This window comes from Aeromonas sp. MaB10011B (genome assembly GCF_017939325.1).
Lineage (GTDB): Bacteria > Pseudomonadota > Gammaproteobacteria > Enterobacterales > Aeromonadaceae > Aeromonas > Aeromonas caviae.
Genome location: NZ_JAGKRK010000080.1, coordinates 1 through 16,680 on the forward strand (window position 1 = coordinate 1; position 16,680 = coordinate 16,680).

General features: G+C 63.1%; 15 protein-coding genes. 11 read left to right on the plus strand and 4 right to left on the minus strand.

Annotated features, from left to right (window positions below; all coding sequences use genetic code 11):
* The 3 genes from J9893_RS19010 to J9893_RS19020 all read left to right on the plus strand — a co-directional run.
* Positions 1-896, plus strand: an 896-nt coding sequence (locus J9893_RS19010) for an RNA-guided endonuclease TnpB family protein (RefSeq protein WP_210621934.1), incomplete at its 5' end; no start/stop codon positions are given.
* 149 nt (positions 897-1,045) lie between these two features.
* The gene (locus J9893_RS19015; protein ID WP_029314791.1) at positions 1,046-2,146 is read left to right on the plus strand and encodes a porin; all 1,101 of its coding nucleotides are present in this window, start codon (positions 1,046-1,048) and stop codon (positions 2,144-2,146) included.
* A 335-nt stretch (positions 2,147-2,481) separates the two neighbouring features.
* Positions 2,482-3,426 (plus strand): chemotaxis protein CheV, encoded by a 945-nt coding sequence (locus tag J9893_RS19020; protein WP_041212426.1) that lies wholly within the window; start codon positions 2,482-2,484, stop codon positions 3,424-3,426.
* A gap of 87 nt (positions 3,427-3,513) precedes the next feature.
* On the opposite strand, the gene J9893_RS19025 is transcribed toward J9893_RS19020, so the two are convergent.
* Entirely contained in the window at positions 3,514-4,122 is a 609-nt protein-coding gene (locus tag J9893_RS19025) for an arylesterase (protein ID WP_201972651.1), read from the minus strand.
* A gap of 57 nt (positions 4,123-4,179) precedes the next feature.
* On the opposite strand from J9893_RS19025, the gene J9893_RS19030 reads away from it, so the two are divergent.
* A complete protein-coding gene (locus J9893_RS19030; RefSeq protein WP_042016058.1) occupies positions 4,180-4,890 on the plus strand; it encodes an ABC transporter ATP-binding protein in 711 nt (236 codons plus the stop codon).
* Positions 4,887-7,328: an FtsX-like permease family protein gene (locus tag J9893_RS19035; RefSeq protein WP_200163828.1), complete on the plus strand. Its 2,442-nt coding sequence runs from the start codon at positions 4,887-4,889 to the stop codon at positions 7,326-7,328. Before J9893_RS19030 ends, J9893_RS19035 begins: the two co-directional genes overlap by 4 nt.
* Before the next feature lie 42 nt (positions 7,329-7,370).
* Here the strand turns inward: J9893_RS19035 and J9893_RS19040 are convergent, their stop codons facing one another.
* Positions 7,371-8,267 (minus strand): TIGR01777 family oxidoreductase, encoded by an 897-nt coding sequence (locus tag J9893_RS19040; RefSeq protein WP_210600863.1) that lies wholly within the window; start codon positions 8,265-8,267, stop codon positions 7,371-7,373.
* Between the two features lie 245 nt (positions 8,268-8,512).
* Here J9893_RS19040 and J9893_RS19045 point away from each other — a divergent pair, with 245 nt between their 5' ends.
* Positions 8,513-10,054, plus strand: a complete 1,542-nt coding sequence (locus J9893_RS19045) for a cyclic diguanylate phosphodiesterase (RefSeq protein ID WP_043156005.1) — start codon at positions 8,513-8,515, stop codon at positions 10,052-10,054.
* Between the two features lie 63 nt (positions 10,055-10,117).
* Here the strand turns inward: J9893_RS19045 and J9893_RS19050 are convergent, their stop codons facing one another.
* Both J9893_RS19050 and J9893_RS19055 read right to left on the minus strand, forming a co-directional pair.
* Positions 10,118-11,299 (minus strand): PLP-dependent aminotransferase family protein, encoded by a 1,182-nt coding sequence (locus tag J9893_RS19050; protein WP_041215746.1) that lies wholly within the window; start codon positions 11,297-11,299, stop codon positions 10,118-10,120.
* A gap of 199 nt (positions 11,300-11,498) precedes the next feature.
* On the minus strand, positions 11,499-12,566 hold the full coding sequence (locus J9893_RS19055; RefSeq protein ID WP_049636588.1) for a M20/M25/M40 family metallo-hydrolase: 1,068 nt from the start codon (positions 12,564-12,566) through the stop codon (positions 11,499-11,501).
* A gap of 260 nt (positions 12,567-12,826) precedes the next feature.
* On the opposite strand from J9893_RS19055, the gene trmB reads away from it, so the two are divergent.
* The 5 genes from trmB (at position 12,827) to J9893_RS19080 (ending at position 16,628) form a co-directional block, all read left to right on the plus strand.
* Positions 12,827-13,540, plus strand: coding sequence for a tRNA (guanosine(46)-N7)-methyltransferase TrmB (trmB, locus tag J9893_RS19060; RefSeq protein WP_010675501.1), 714 nt, complete (start codon positions 12,827-12,829; stop codon positions 13,538-13,540).
* A gap of 26 nt (positions 13,541-13,566) precedes the next feature.
* Positions 13,567-13,899 (plus strand): YggL family protein, encoded by a 333-nt coding sequence (locus J9893_RS19065; protein ID WP_201972649.1) that lies wholly within the window; start codon positions 13,567-13,569, stop codon positions 13,897-13,899.
* A gap of 96 nt (positions 13,900-13,995) precedes the next feature.
* Positions 13,996-14,916, plus strand: a complete 921-nt coding sequence (glsB, locus tag J9893_RS19070; protein ID WP_010675499.1) for a glutaminase B — start codon at positions 13,996-13,998, stop codon at positions 14,914-14,916.
* A 29-nt stretch (positions 14,917-14,945) separates the two neighbouring features.
* Positions 14,946-16,238, plus strand: coding sequence for a rhodanese-like domain-containing protein (locus tag J9893_RS19075; RefSeq protein WP_210600864.1), 1,293 nt, complete (start codon positions 14,946-14,948; stop codon positions 16,236-16,238).
* 183 nt (positions 16,239-16,421) lie between these two features.
* Entirely contained in the window at positions 16,422-16,628 is a 207-nt protein-coding gene (locus J9893_RS19080; protein ID WP_041215736.1) for a YgdI/YgdR family lipoprotein, read from the plus strand.
* The last annotated feature ends 52 nt before the right edge of the window (positions 16,629-16,680 follow it).

Below are 16,680 nucleotides of genomic sequence, written 5' to 3' on the forward strand. Positions count from 1 at the left end.
ACCGCGACGCTATCCGGTTCGTCAACTTCGACAAGTATTGCCGCCTTGAAAAGGGTCGAGTGAAGCTGCCTGCCGGGCTGGCGTGGGTCAAGTTCCGTCAGTCCCAGCCAGTTGAAGGGAAAATTAAAAACGCGACCGTCAGCCAAACAGCCGGGCACTGGTATATCTCCTTTCAGGTCGAGCAGGAGACGCTTGAGCCAATTCACCCCTCCGGCTCAATGGTCGGGCTAGATGCGGGGATCGCCAAGCTCGCAACCCTGTCAGATGGCACGGTGTTTGAGCCCGTCAACAGCTTCAAAACCAATCAGACCAAGCTGGCAAGGCTCCAACGCCAGTTGAGCAAAAAGGTAAAGTTCAGCAGCAACTGGAAGAAACAAAAAGCCAAGATCCAGCGGCTGCATTCACATATCGCCAATACCCGCCGCGATTACCTTCACAAGGTCACAACGACTATCAGCAAAAACCACGCGATGATCGTCATTGAGGATTTGAAGGTTGCCAGCATGTCAAAATCAGCAGCGGGCACGACCAGCCAGCCGGGGCGCAACGTCCGGGCAAAATCAGGGCTGAATCGTTCGATATTAGATCAGGGCTGGTTTGAGCTGCGCCGCCAGCTCGAATATAAGCAGGCATGGCGAGGCGGTCAGGTGTTGGCGATAAAGCCGGCCTACACGAGCCAGCAGTGCGCCTGTTGTGGGCATACTGCGAAGGATAACCGCCAGACGCAAAGCCAGTTTAAATGCGCTGCGTGTGGTTATGAGGCGAACGCCGATGTGAACGGCGCTCGCAATATTTTAGCGGCGGGACACGCCGTTTTAGCCTGTGGAGGCGTGGTGCAATCAGGCCGCCCGATGAAGCAGGAACCCGGTACTGCGCGAGCAGCTATCACCCAGTAATGGGAATCCCCCTCCTGTGACGCGAAGCGCTAAGGTGGGGGAGGATGTCAACAAGGTTTCCGGATCTACCTTAGGCCATCGGCACATCAACCGATCATCACGACCGAACTCTGGTCTGACAGAGAGTGCTTACACCTGAGGAAAGAACAATGAAAAAGACAGCATTGACGATGGCCATCTCCAGCCTGCTGCTGGCCGGTGGTGCACAGGCCGCCAACGTTTACGATCAGAATGGTACCAAACTGGACATCGGCGGCCGCGTCAACGGCATGTACTACGGCACCGATGACAACGCCACCGAAGGCGATGCCAGCTACCTGCGTCTGCACATCGCAGGTGAAACCAAGGTTGACGAGGATCTGACCGCGTTCGGCTTCGCCGAGTACAACCTGCCGGTCTCCGGTTCTGACAACGACGAGCTGCGTTACGCCTATGCGGGCATCAAGCACGATCGCTTCGGTGCCTTCAGCTACGGCCGCCAGGACGGTCTGTTCACCAAGGCGGTGAACAACTACACAGACGTGCTGCCGGAGTGGGGTGGTGATGGTCTGGGCAAGGACACCGAGGTGTTCGGCACCGGCCGTACCAACGGCCTGGCCCAGTACATGTACAACTGGCAGGGGCTGACCCTGGGTGCCCAGTTCACCGGCAACAACGACCCGCAGAACGCGAGCCGCAGCGAGCGCGTCGGTCCGAACAGCACCTGGAGCCCGAAAGGTTCTTCCGAGGGGTATGCCCTCTCTGCCAACTATGACTTCAACATGGGCCTGAGCCTGGGTGCCGCCTACAACCAGGCAGGCAAGACCGACGAACAGGCCGAGAACGTGAGCTTCGGCGGCGACAACGATGCCAAGCTGTTCGGGGTGGGCGCCAAGTATGCCGTCGGCAACCTCTACATGGCCGCCACCTACTCCCACGGTGAAGATCACCTCTTCGTGGATACCGGCTCCCTGCGCGGTTACGCCGAGAAGATGGATGGCTACGAAGCGGTCGTGCAGTACAACATCACGCCGAAGTTCAAGCCCTCCCTGGCCTACCTGCGTACCGACGTGAAGGACAGCGCTCACGGCATCGATGACACCGCGACCGAATACGTCTCCGTGGGTGCCTGGTACAACTTCACTGACAACTTCAATGCCTACGTGGACTACAAGATCAACCTGCTGGACGAAGTGGGTTCCACCGGCAAGAACAGCCTGAACAAGTCCACCGACGACATCGTCGCCGTGGCCCTGCAGTACAACTTCTAAGTCGTCCCGGACGCACTGCACATCCCAGGACCGGCCCATGTGGTCGGTCTTTTTGTTGCTGGCGGACCGCGCTGGATGACAAGAGCGGCACGCCGGGGTTCAGCAATGGCCCTGTGTGGTCGATACCCTTGTTGTCGGGGCCGGTGCGTGGCTGTGCTTGCCATGAGGCAGTGATGGGGCGATGATCACGCCCCGTGGTCAAGATCCTATCTTTCCTCGACGCTTTTCATTATTTCTATATAGGCTTGCGTTGTCCCGACAGGGAAAGCGGGGCTGGTTGGCATGTCGCAGCTCCGGTGCGGGGCAATTTCGGGAAATGGACGTAAGGGCGTTATATGGCGAGCATATTGGATTCAGTGGATCAACGTACCCAGCTTGTAGGGGAGAATCGCCTGGAACTGCTGATGTTCCGTTTGGGTGCCCAGCAACTGTTTGCGATCAACGTCTTCAAGGTGCGGGAAGTGGTCAAGCTGCCTCATCTGAACAAGATGCCGGGGTCCCACCACAACATCAGCGGCGTCGCCAACATTCGCGGCGTCTCCATCCCCGTCATCAACCTGCGCGGTGCCATCGGGATGCGTCCCATGGCCATCGATCAGGAGTCCAACCTCATCATCACCGAGTACAACCGCACCATTCAGGGGTTCCTGGTGGGGCAGGTGGCCCACATCGTCAACATGACCTGGAAGGACATACTGCCGCCGCCCCGTTCGGCGGGTCGTGCCAACTACCTCACCGCCATCACCCGCATCCCGGAAGGGGGCGTTGACCAGATCGTCGAGATCATCGACGTGGAGAAGGTGCTGGCGGAGATCATCACCTATGACGTGCGCATCTCGTCCGAGGTGCTGGACGAAGAGATCCTGCCCCAGATGCAGGGACGTCGGGTGCTCATCGTCGATGACTCCAGCACGGCCCGCAACCAGGTGCGCGAGACCCTCGCCCAGCTTGGGCTCGAGGTCATCGAGTGCCAGGACGGCTTGCAGGCCCTCAAGCTGCTCAAGGGGTGGTGCGATGCGGGCAAGAAGGTGACCGACGAGATCATGCTGATGATCACGGATGCCGAGATGCCGGAGATGGATGGTTATCGCCTGACTCACGAAGTGCGCAGCGATCCGCGCATGTCCGATCTCTTCATCACCCTCAATACCTCCCTGAGCGGCAACTTCAACGAGGCCATGGTCAAGAAGGTGGGGTGTGATCGCTTCATCTCCAAATTCCAGCCCGACTTGCTGGTGGACGTGGCCCAGCAGCGGATGCGGCAGATCCTGGGCCGTTGAACCCGGCACGCCGAACCATGAAAAAGCCCCCGCCATGCGGGGGCTTTTTCATGGGCAAGGGGAAGGGCCATGGGCCCGGCCACCGGGTTATTGTGTCAGCAGAGGCTCGACAAAGCGGGCGACCTTGTCGCGGATCCGGGGCTGGGCGGCGGCCGTCGGGTGCAGTCCATCGTTCATCATGAGTTCAGGGCGCAGCACAATATCATCCAGAAAGAAGGGCATCAGCGGCAGGTCGTTGGCCTTCGCAAGATCCGGGAAGATCTGCTCGAACTGCTGCAGATAGCGCGCCCCATAGTTGCGGGGTAGCAGGATCTGGGTCAGCACCGTCTTCGCCTGGTGCGCCCGGGTGAGCTCGATCATCTTGGTCAGGTTGGCCCGGGTGATGGCGGGAGCAAAGCCCCGCAGCCCGTCGTTGGCGCCGAGTTCGATCAACACCCAGTCCGGTTTGTGGGTTTCAAGCAGGGCGGGCAGGCGGGCCAGGCCGCCCTGGGTCGTTTCACCGCTGATGCTGGCATTGATGAGGGTGTGTTCTCCCCCCTGCTGCCGCCACTTTTCATTGAGCAGGGCAGGCCAGCTCTGTTCGGCCTGCATCTGGTAGCCGGCGCTCAGGCTGTCGCCCAGTACCAGCAGGGTCTGGGCCTGGACGGACGCTGCCCAGCAGCACAGGCAACTCACGGCAAACAAGAGACGCATCATGCAGTCAACTCCCACGTTCTATTGTCATTACAGGTTCAGGCAAACAGGATACCCAAGATGAGTTCAACGCCCATTATCGCCGTCAGGGGACTCGGTAAAACCGTTCGCCTCGGTCAGGAAAGCCTCACCATCCTTGAAGGGATCGATCTGCAAGTCAATACCGGCGAGACGCTGGCGCTGGTCGGTGCGTCCGGTTCCGGCAAGTCCACTCTGCTCGGTTTGCTGGCCGGTCTCGATCTGCCGAGCAGCGGCGAGATAGAGATCCTCGGCCACTCCCTCACCCGGCTGGACGAGGAGGGACGCGCCAGGCTGCGGGCCGAGCAGGTGGGGTTCGTGTTCCAGTCGTTCCTGCTGCTGCCCACCCTGAGCGCCCTGGAAAACGTCATGTTGCCGGCCGAGCTGCGGGGGGAGACCGACAGCGAGCCCCGTGCCCGGGAGCTGCTGGCCCAGGTCGGTCTGGGGGAGCGGTTGCACCACCTGCCGCCGCGCCTCTCTGGCGGCGAGCAGCAGCGGGTCGCCATTGCCCGTGCCTTCATGACCCGCCCCAGCCTGCTGCTGGCGGACGAGCCCACCGGCAACCTCGACAGCAAAACGGGGGAGACGGTGATCGAACTGCTGTTTCGTCTCAACCGCGAGCACAACACCACCCTGGTGGTGGTGACCCATGACCATGAGCTGGCCCAGCGCTGCCAGCGGCAGCTGGTGATGTCAGCCGGGCGGCTGGAGGCACAGGCTGTCATGGCGGCCAGGGTGGGAGAGCTGTCATGAGTCAGTGGCGACTGGGATTGAAGCTGCTGCGTCGGGAAGGGTTCAGCGGCGAGCTGCGCTGGTTTGTGCTGGCGCTGGCGCTGAGCGTCGCCTGCGTGCTCAGCGTGGCTCTGGTGGCGGATCGGCTGGACGCGGGGCTCAAGGCCTCCGGGCGGGATTTCATCGGAGGGGACAGGGTGCTGCGCTCCGCGACGCCGGCACCGGCAGAGTGGCTGGCGCAGGCGCACCAGGAGGGGCTGGCCGTGCAGACCACGGTCAGCTTCAACAGCATGCTGTTTCACGGCGATACCCTGCAACTGGCCTCCATCCGCGCCGTGCCCGGGGATTTTCCCTTCTACGGCAAGCTGGAGCTCACTCCCCAGCGCGCCCCGGCACCCGGCGAGATCTGGCTCTCCGCCAGGGTGATGCAGCTGCTCGGCGCCAAGGTGGGGGAGGCACTCGAGGTCGGCAACACCCGGCTGACGGTGGCTGGGGAGCTGGGCCAGGAGCCGGATCAGGGGTTCAGTCCCTTCCAGATGGCGCCAAGGGCCTTGATCCACAGCGCCGATATCGAGGCGACCGGGGCCCTGCTGCCGGGCAGTCGCCAGCAGTGGCGCTATCTCGTCAAGGGGCCCCGTGACGCCATCGCCCGCTATGAGGCCTGGCTCAACCCCAGGCTGAGCGCCGGGCAGAAGCTCGTCAAACCCGACGATCAGGGTACCCAGGTGGGGAAATCCCTGGGCAATGCCGAGCGCTTCTTCCGTCTGGCATCCCTTGCCGGCGTGCTGCTCGGCGCCCTGGCCATGGGGATAGCGGTGCGCCATTTCGCCGAGCGCCAGACCAACATGGTGGCCCTGCTCAAGACCCTGGGGGCCTCGCGGCGCACCCTGTGGCAACTGATGGGCACCCTGCTGTTCTCCCTGACCCTGGTGGGGGCCCTGATGGGGCTGGTGGCGGGCAGCGCCATGCAGTGGCTGACCCTGAACCTGCTGGGGGATCTGCTGCCTGCGGATCTGCCGCCCCCCTCCTGGCGACCCTTCGCCCTGGGCCTCGCGGTCGCCTTCTTCATCACCCTGATGCTGGCGTTCGTCCCCTTCCTGAGGCTGCTCAAGGTACCGCCGCTGCGGGTGCTGCGCCGGGAGCTGGAGGCGGGGATCCCTCCCTGGCTGACGGTGCCCGTGGGGCTCATCGGGCTGTTTGCCCTGGTGTGGGGCTTTACCGCCGACATCAGGCTGGCCTGCGGGCTCATCGGCGGCATGGGGGTGTTGATGGCGCTGCTGGCCCTGCTCGCCTCCGTGCTGCTGCGCCTTGGCAGTCGGCTCAAGGGGCCCCATGCCCTGCGCCTGGCCATCAATCACCTCTCCCGTGAGCGGGGTAGTGGTCTGTTCCAGCTGGCGGGCTTCGCCCTGGCCCTGATGCTGTTCGGGCTGCTGTGGGCGGCGCGGGTCGATCTGCTGGAGGATTTTTCCACCCGGTTGCCTGCCGACGCCCCGAACCGCTTCCTGGTCAATGTGGCGGACAGCGAACGGGAAGGGATCCTGGCCGATCTGCACCAGGCCGGGGCCATCACCTCGGACTTCTACCCCATGGTGCGCGGGCGCCTGACCCGTATCGCCGGTGAGGCGGTGGGGGAGGATGCGGCGCGGGAGGGGGTGGACAGAGAGCTCAACTTCACCACCACATCGGCCCTGCCCGCCGACAACAAGGTCACTGCCGGTCAATGGCTGGCCGGCAAGGGGGAGGTCTCCGTCGACGAGGCACTGGCGGGACGGCTCGGCATCGCACTCGGCGACGTGCTCGGCTTCACCATAGAGGGGCGGGCGTTCGAGGCCAGGGTGACCAGCCTGAGGTCCATCAAGTGGGACAACATGAGGCCGAACTTCTACATGATCTTCTCGCCGGACGTGCTGGCCCCCTTCTCCCAGACCTGGCTCGGCAGCTATCGTCTGCCGCCTGAGGGGCGAGGGGCAGAGGTGGAACTCATCCGCCGCCACCCCACGGTGAGCCTCATCGATGTGGAGGATCTGATAGGCCGCCTCACTTTGGTCTCCGATCAGGTGAGCCGCGCCCTGGGGTTGATGCTCGGGCTGGTGACGGTAGCCGCCCTGCTGGTGCTGCTGACCCAGACCCAGGCCGGCATGGCCCATCGGCGCCGGGAGCTGCTGCTGATGCGCACCTTGGGGGCGGGCAGCGCCCTGCTCGAGAAGATGCTGCGCTGGGAGCTGGTGGCGAGCGGTGCCCTAGCAGGGCTCTGCGCCGCCATGGTGGTGGAGCTCTGCTCCTTCGGTCTGCAGTGGTGGTGGGAGGGGGCGCAGTGGCAGTTCCACTGGGCCATCTGGGCTGCACTCCCCCTGCTTGGGGCCGTGCTGGTGACCCTGGCCGGACAAGGCATGCGCCGCCAACTGCTGGCGGGTACCCTGAGCGACCGGCTCAGGGGGTTGGGGCAGGGGCTGCTCTGATGGCTCGACACATCCCGACCTCGGTCGGGATGTGTCATTGGGTCAACGGGGTGAGTGCAGCAGATTGTCCAGAGCGCCGGGCAGGGCCGGGAAGCTGAAGTGAAAACCGGCCTGCTGCAAGCGGGCGGGCAGCACGTGCTGTCCGGTGAGCAGCAGATCCGCGGCCTCTCCCATCAGGAGTCGCAGGAGGGGGGCCGGTACGAAGAAGAGGTGCGGGCGATGGAGCGTGGCGGCCAGGGTCTCGCTGAACCGGCGATTGCTGACCGGTTGCGGGGCCGTGCCGTTGAAGATGCCGTCACACTCGCCGTGCTCGATGAGAAACAGCATGGCCCGCACCAGATCCTGCACGTGGATCCAGCTCATCATCTGGGTGCCGCTGCCCATGGGGCCGCCGAGGCCGAGGCGGTAAGGGGGCAGCATCCTGGGCAAGGCGCCCCCCTCCATGCCGAGTACCAGGCCGATGCGCAGGATGCAGACCCGGGTCTGGGCCGAGCGGGCCTGCTGGGCAAGCTGCTCCCACTGCTGACAGAGACGGTGGGTGAATTCGTCGTGAGGGCTCTGGCATGTTTCATCCAGAGGGGCGTCATCCTGGCGGCCATACCAGCCGATGGCGGAGGCATTGAGCAGCAATCTGGGGGGCGTGCTGGAGAGTTTGACGAGATCCACCAGCTGTTCGGTCAGCAGCCAGCGGCTGTTGCAGAGCAACTGCTTGCGGGGCTCGCTCCAGCGTCCGGCGGCGATGGGTTCGCCGGCCAGGTTGATGACGATGTCCACGTCATTGAGGTGATCCAGCCTGTCCAGCAGGGTGACATCGTGGCCGAGCAGCTCGTAGGCCCGGCTGCCCTGACGGGTCAGCACGACTACTTCGTGCGCCACCTTGAGGTGTGCCACCAGACGGCGGCCGATAAACCCCGTGCCCCCCGTGATCAGTATCTTCATGTCCTGCCTCCCTGACGCTCTAGGGTCTACTCTAGAGCCTGGGTGCCCGATGGACAAGCTCCTGTTTTTATGAGCATTATGATTTTTGTCTCCCAAGACGCCGCCCCCTTTGTTCACGGGGCAGCCGGGCTTTGCGACCACGGGGGGCGCCGTGGCGCGGCGGTATCAGGGGCTCATTCCGGCTTGCCAAACGGGCGCCAGCGGGTAAACTCGAGCGCTTTTTCGCCATGTTCATGAGGGCCGTTATGCCATTTCGACGTTTGAAGGTGCGTCAATTCTATGTCCGGCTGCTCTGTGCCTTGCTGGCCGGTCTGTTGCCCATGCTCCTTGGGCTCGTCATCGTCATCTGGCAGACCGCCACCGGCGTGAAACAGGATGCGGTGGCGCGCCTGGAACATGCCAGGGTCATGTTCGACCGCACTCTGGACAATGCCCAGTTGGCGGCGTCGGCCCTCACCGGCAGCCTGGGCAGGCCCTGTCTCGAGGTGGTGCAGGGGCTCAGGGATCAGGTGGCCACGGTGCCGGATGTGCGCAGCGTCAACCTGGCCAGGGGAGATCGGATCTACTGCTCTTCCCTCTATGGCCCGGTCGATGGCGGCATCAAGCTGGAAGACTATGTCGGGGGCAGGCTCGACCTGATGAAGGGCAACCCGGTCACCCCGAATCGCCCCCTCATCGCCTACCGGGAAGAGGTGGGCGAGTTCAGCGTGCTGGTGGGGGTCGACGGCTACTACCTGCTCAACATCCTGGACATGCTGAGCCGCAACTCCCCACTGGGGCTGGTGGTCGGCAACGAGATGCTGCTGCGAAACAGCGAGCTCACCGACAAGCTGATCCCCAAGGACCGCAGTGGCTATCTAGAACAGGTCTCGAACAGGTACCCGTTCAAGGTAGTGACCACGGTGTCGGTGGATGAGTACCGTGCCCACATCTGGGACTACTCCAAGGTGGGCGTCATTATTTATCCTCTGCTGAGCCTGCTGCTCGGGGTGGCGGTCTTCTGGCTGATGGGCCGTTCGACTTCGCCGGCCCAGGAGCTGAAACGGGCACTCTCCCAGCAGGAGTTCATCCCCTATCTGCAACCCGTGGTGAACGGGGAGGACGGCCAATGGAGCGGTTGCGAGGTGCTGATGCGCTGGCAACACCCCCGTCAGGGGATGATCTCGCCGGATCGCTTCATTCCCCTGGCAGAGGACAGTGGCCTCATCGTGCCCATGACCCGGCTGCTGATGGCGCAGGTGCGCGAACAGTTTGCGGGTAAGGCGCACCATCTGCCGCGAGGGTTCCACTTCGGCTTCAACATCAGCGCCAGCCACTGCAAGGATCTGAGCCTGGTGGAAGATTGCCGGGATTTCATCAACGCCTTCAAGGGAAATCCCATCAAGCTGGTGCTGGAGCTGACCGAGCGCGAGCTCATCGTGGCGGACGAGACGACGGACCGGCTCTTTGCCGAGCTGCATGCCCTCGGGGTCTTCATCGCCATCGACGATTTCGGCACCGGCCACTCCAGCCTGACCTACCTGCAGACCTTCCAGGTCGACTTCCTCAAGATCGATCAGAGCTTCGTCGGCATGATTGGGTCGGACGCGCTCTCCAGCCACATCGTGGAGAACGTCATCGATCTGGCGACCCGGCTCGGTCTGCAACTGGTGGCGGAAGGGGTGGAGAATCAGGTGCAGGCCGACTATCTGAAGGCCCGCGAGGTGACCTTCCTGCAGGGCTACCTGTTTGGCAGGCCCATGCCCATGAAGGAGTTTGTCAGCCAGCTGGCCGGGCAGGGGCGCTGAGGGGAAAGCGCGAGGCAAAAAAAACCAGCGACCGGGTCGCTGGTTTTTTTATGGCCGGATGGCTCAGAGCATGCGGGCCAGGGCGCGGCACAGACGCTGAACACCCTCTTCCGTGGTCGCCTCATCCACACAGGAGAAGCTCAGGCGCAGGGTATTCTGGATCTCGGGGCGCACATAGAAGGGGGCGCCGGGCACGAAGGCCACCTTCTCCTTGATGGCCTCGTCGAACAGGGCCATGGCACTGACGCTGGGCGGCAGGGTCAGCCAGAGGAACATGCCCCCTTCGGGACGGGTGTAGCTGACGCCGGGCGGACAGTGGCGGGCGAGGGCGGCTTCCATGGCGGCACGCTGGCGACCATAGACCTCCTTGATCTTCTCCAGGTGAGCGTCGAGGGAGTTGTCGGTCAGGAAGCGGTGCAGCACCTGCTGGCTGAAGGCGTTGCTGTGCAGGTCGGTGGCCTGCTTGGCGATGGTGACCTTCTTGCGCAGCCAGTCCGGCACCACCATCCATCCCAGGCGGAAGGCGGGCACCACCGTCTTGGAGAAGGACCCGAGCAGCACGGTGTTGTGGGGGGCCAGCTTGGCGATGGGAGGGAGGTGTTCCCCCTCGAAGCGCAGCTCGCCATAGGGGTCGTCTTCCACCATCAGCAGATCGTGGCGCACCAGGCGCTCCGCCAGGGCTTCCCGGTTGGCGCGGCTGTAGGAAACACCGCTCGGGTTCTGGAAGTTGGGCACGCCGTAGAGCAGCCTGGCGCTGGACCCCTGCTCCAGCAGCGCATCCAGCGCGGCCAGATCCAGCCCCTCTTCCGCCAGGGTAATGGGCTTGAAATTCGGTTGATAGACGGAGAACGCCTGGATGGCGCCAAGGTAGCCCGGCTCTTCGATGATGAGATCCTGCCCCTCGTTCACCAGCACCTTGCCCAGCAGATCCAGCGCCTGCTGGGAGCCGCTGGTGATGAGGATGTTGTCAGGATTGACGGCCATGCCGTGGCGGCTCAGGTAGCGGTCGGCGATGAACTGGCGCAGCGGGGCAAAGCCCTCGGTGGTGGCGTATTGCAGCGCGGCGGCTCCCTGCTCGCGCAGCACGTCCTGGCACGCTTGCTCGATGGCCTTGACCGGGAACAGATGGGGGTTGGGCAGGCCGCCGGCGAAGGAGATGATCTCCGGATTGGCGGCAACTTTGAGGATTTCGCGGATAAAGGAAGGCTCGACCTTCTCGAAGCGCTGGGCAAAAAACGGCTGCATAGGGTTCTCTCTGACTAGGTGGCGGTCGCTCCATTCAACCGCCAGGTTATCCGTTTGTATCAGATTTCAGAAATGAGGCAATGGCTGTCACAAAAATCCATAAAAAAGGGCAGGTTTGGCACCTGCCCGAATTTTATCGTCCCGACCCCGGTCAGGGGCGCAAAAACCCCTGTCAGGGGGGCATCGGGCGGGATGGGGGTCAGAGCCCCGGCGCCTTGAGGAAGCGGATCATCAGGTCGGTATTGGCCCCGAGCTGCTGCTCGATCCGGCCCGGGAAGAGCTCGGCCATCTTGTCGAGGCGATCATGCTCCGTGTGCCAAATCTTGCCCCACTGGGTCTCGCTGTCCCGGTCGCAGGCGCTCTTGGTGGCGTCGTCGTAGCAGTCCCACAGCGCCGGATTGGTGCTCTGGGAGTAGCCGTCATAGCCATCTTCCCCGTTGATGGTGAAGTTGGTGGCCTCCACGTAGGCGATGGGCACCCCCAGGCAGGCAAAGGGGGCATGATCGGACCAGCTGCCGGTCTCCCCTTCCGGGTAGCCGCTGTAGCTGGGGTGGATGGCGAACGGGGTGGCGGTCTGCTGGGAGATGGCCAGCAGGCGATCGCGCACCTTGGGATCGAAGCTGTAGCGGCTCGGGTCGGCGCAGTTGTACTCGGCCACGTCGGAGTGGGCCGAGTGGACATAGACGATGTCACCCCCGGCGATGGTGTCGTAGTTCACCATGGCCAGCAGCTTGGCGACGGCGTCGGTGTCGAGACTGGCGGCATAGGCTCTGGAGCCGTTGAGGCCGTTTTCCTCGGCGCCGAAGAAGGCGAAGCGCACCGTGTAGGGCAGGGTCTCTCCCTTGAGTGCCTCGGCAACCGCCAGCAGGGCGGCGACGCCGGCCCCGTTGTCGGTGGCGCCTTCGGATCCTTTCTTCTCGCCGGTGCTGTCATAGTGGGCACCGATGAGGATCACCTTGTCGCTTTGACCCTTGAGCTCGGCGACGATGTTCTGGGAGGTTCGGTCTGTGCCGCCCCGGGTGTAGGTGAATGGCTGGTTCTGCACCTCGTAACCCCAGCCGGCCAGGTGATCCTGGATCCAGGCGGCGGCGCGGGTTTCGGCCTCTGTGCCCGTGGGACGAGCGCCTATCCCTTCTGCGCCAGAGCTCAGTTGCACCAGAAATTCATGGGCCTGAGCTGCGGGGGCAGGGGGTTGGGAGTCGTTGTCAGAGGGGTTGCAACCGGCCAGCAAGGCAGGCAGGACAAGGGCCAACAGGGTTTTCTTCATACTGCAATCCTTTGTTGTATATGGTTTTATTTTTCCGCGTCAGGATGAACCCGACGCCCGGCAGATTCTGTGAAGGGGGTGGCATTTGTCAACCTTGCCGGTGGAAGTGGGCAGTCCCGGGGGATTTGTTGTGGGAAACACTTGCGCCTTGTGCCTATCTTGGGATAATTCGCTCCCCTGTTTTTGCGAACTGATGCAATAACGAGCGATCCATTTATGTCGGCTCTGTTCCAGAGCGATGCAATAACGAGCAATTTACTATGTCTGTGACCCAAGATGTGTTTAACGAAGACGGCAAGTTCATGCGCAAGATCCGCAGCTTCGTCCGTCGCGAAGGCCGCCTGACCAAAGGGCAGGAGAAGGCCCTGGAAGAGCTCTGGCCGGTCATGGGCATCGATTTCGCACCAGAGCCGCTCGACATGGTGGCCCTGTTTGGCCGCGAGGCACCCGTGGTGCTGGAGATCGGGTTCGGCATGGGCGCCTCCCTGGTGGAGATGGCCAAGAACGCCCCCGAGAAGAACTTCATCGGCATCGAGGTGCACTCTCCGGGTGTGGGCGCCTGCCTTGGCACCGCCCAGGAGGCGGGCGTCACCAACCTGCGCGTCATCTGCCACGATGCGGTGGAAGTGCTGGAGCACATGATCCCGAACGGTTCTCTCTCCTGCCTGCAGCTCTTCTTCCCTGACCCCTGGCACAAGAGCCGCCACCACAAGCGTCGCATCGTGCAGCCTGCCTTTGCCCAGGATATCCGCCAGAAGCTTGCCATCGGTGGCGTCTTCCACATGGCCACCGACTGGGAGAACTACGCCGAGCACATGCTGGAGGTGATGAGCGCCGCCGAGGGGTACGAGAACACCTCCGCCACCGGCAACTGGGTGCCCCGTCCCGACTGGCGCCCCCTGACCAAATTCGAGCAGCGTGGCCATCGTCTGGGCCACGGTGTCTGGGATCTGATTTTCAAACGAGTCAACTGAGTCAACGTATCAACTAAGGAGCTATCATGGCCAACCGTAGCCGCCGTCTGCGCAAGAAACTGCGCGTCGATGAATTCCAGGAAATGGGGTTCGACATCAGTTTCAACTTCCCGGTCGGCACCGCCGAAGAGACCATTGATGCCGTGGTCGATGCGCTGATCGACGAGGTGATTGAGCCTCGCAAGCTGGCCTTCGCCGGCTCGGGTCACCTGGCCTGGGAAGGGATGATCTGCACCCAGCATCTCGGCAAGTGCACCGACGAAGACCGTTCCGCCGTTCAGACCTGGCTGCAAGGCAAAGGGCTGGAGGCTGTGGTGGTCACCGAGCTGTTCGATCTCTGGTACGGCGAGCCGGCCTGATATCTGACTGCCTCCCGGGCAGATAGAAAATCCCGCCGCCGGCGGGATTTTTGTCGGTGGGCTGGCCCCGCCTCGTTTCACGTCATGGAATAGCCAATGGTGTTGTCATCCGAATTACTGGCCGGCATCCTGGAAGAGGTGCGTCCGCTGCTCGGGCAGGGGAAGGTGGCCGATTACATTCCCGCCCTGGCCCAGGTGCCTGCCGACCGGCTGGGGATCGCGGTCTGTACCGTTGAAGGGGAACTGTTCACCGCAGGTGACGCTTTCGAGCCCTTCTCCATCCAGAGTATCTCCAAGGCCCTGAGCCTCACGCTGGCCTTGACCCTCTATCAGGAGGAGGAGATCTGGGCCCGGGTGGGCAAGGAGCCCTCCGGTCAGCCGTTCAACTCCCTCGTCCAGCTGGAGTTCGAGCAGGGCATTCCCCGCAACCCCTTCATCAACGCCGGTGCCCTGGTGGTGAGCGATCTGCTGGAAACCCGGCTCACCGCTCCCCGCCAACGCACTCTGGAACTGGTGCGCCGCCTGTGCGGCAACCCGGCCATCATGGCGGATCAGGTGGTGGCGCGCTCCGAGTACCAGCACTCCGCCCGCAATGCCGCCATCGCCTATCTGATGAAGGCCTATGGCAACTTCGAGAACGAGGTGGACAAGGTATTGCAGAGCTACTTCAATGCCTGCGCCATCCGCATGAGCTGCGTCGATCTGGCACGAGCCTTCGTCTATCTGGCCAACCGGGGCGTCCCCCTTGGCGAGAGCACGCCCCTGCTGCCGGCCCGGACCACCAAGCAGGTCAATGCCCTGCTCGCCACCTGCGGCCTCTATGACGAGGCGGGCGACTTCGCCTACCGGGTCGGCATGCCGGGGAAATCCGGAGTGGGGGGCGGCATCATGGCGCTGATCCCGGGAGAGCTTTCCATCTGCGTCTGGTCACCCGAGCTCAACAAGGCGGGCAACTCCCTGGCCGGGACGGCGGCGCTGGAGCTGCTGGCCGAGCGCCTGGGCCGCTCCATTTTTTAACTCTCTTCACTATGCATCGAGACGACATCATGAAACGAATGACTGGACTGTGGCGAAGCTGCCTGACCGCCTTGCTGCTCTGGTGTGCCTGGCCCGCGCTGGCCGCTGAGCTGCCCCCGCTCTCCCTGGCGGATGCCAAGGGCAAGGAGGCGGTGATCCTGGATACCCGCCCGAGCTATTTCTACCAGGGCTGGCCCATGGACGGGGAGAAGCAGGGGGGCCATGTGGCCGGTGCCGAGCTGCTCTCCGCAGAGTGGAAATACAGTGACGAGGAGTGGCCTGTGGCGCTTGCGAGCAAGGGGCTGAAGGCCGACAAACCCGTCGCCCTCTATGGCACCCCTCGCGAGGTGGCCGAGGTGGCCCGTCTGCTGCGCCAGCAGGGCATCAAGCAGCTGTTCGAGCTGCAGGGATGGAAAGATGCGCCCCGGGAGCACCTGGCACGCTGGCAGCAGCTGGTCCATCCGCTCTGGCTGGCAGACTTGCAGGCAGGCAAGCCGGTCATCGCCGCCCCCAAGGGGGAGTGGAAGGTGTTCGAGGTGGACTGGGGATCCCCCAAGGCCTATCTGCTGAGCCACATTCCGGGAGCCGGCTACATCGACACCAACCGGCTGGAAGGGGAGCCGCTGTGGAACAAGGTCTCTGACGAGGCGCTCAAGGCGCTGCTGCTGGAGAACGGCATCCGTCATGACACCACCGTCATCCTCTATGGCCGCAACACCATGGCGGCGGCCCGTGCGGCCCATCTGATGATGTATGCGGGGGTCGAGGATGTGCGGCTGCTGGATGGCGGGCTGGAGGCCTGGTTCGTGCAGCATCTGCGCACCGAGACCGGGCTGGCCAACAAGTTCACCCCGGCCAAGGAGTTTGGCGTGGCCATCCCGGCCCATCCCGAGTACTACACCACCCTTGACCAGGCCAAGGCCCTGCTCAAGCAGCCGGACGGCGCCCTGGTCAGCGTGCGCACCTGGGACGAGTTCGTGGGCAATACCTCGGGCTACAGCTACATCAAGCCCAAGGGGGACATTCCCGGGGCCAGATGGGGTCATGGCGGGGTGGATGCCAACAGCATGAGCGACTTCCACAACCCGGACGGCACCATGAAGCCCGCCCGCGAGATCCTCGCCATGTGGGATGAGTGGAATATCGAGCCGACCCAGCAGGCCGCTTTCTACTGCGGCACCGGCTGGCGCGCCTCCGAGGCGTTCTTCTACGCCTGGTTGATGGACTGGAAGCGGATCAGCGTCTACGACGGCGGATGGTTCGAGTGGAGCATGGATCCGGCCAACCCCACCGTCACCGGCGAGCGCAAGCCGGGCAAGTAACTAATAATCCAGAGCAGGCCGGACAGATGTCCGGTCTTTCTTTTCTTGATAGATCATTTTCAATGGCTATAGCAGGTGGATTCTTTCTGTGAATCCTGTTGCTGCAATCAAGGTAAACGGGCCATCCGGTTGAGCTAGGCTTCATCTATCACCGCCAGGGTGAGCGTGAAGAAGGGGAGAGTGATGAAAGCTGTGATGATGCTGGTTTGTCTGTTGGGATTGGCGGGGTGCAGCTCCCAATACATCATGAGCACCAAGGATGGCAAGATGATTGCCACCGACAGCAAACCCAGGTTGGACGAGACCACAGGCATGTATCGCTATTACGATGAAGAGGGGCGGGAGGTGCATATCAACAAGGACGACATCACCCAGATCATGGAGCGTTGAGGCTCTCCTCAAGCAACAAGGGCTGCCCGGGGGCAGCCCTTGTTATTTTTGG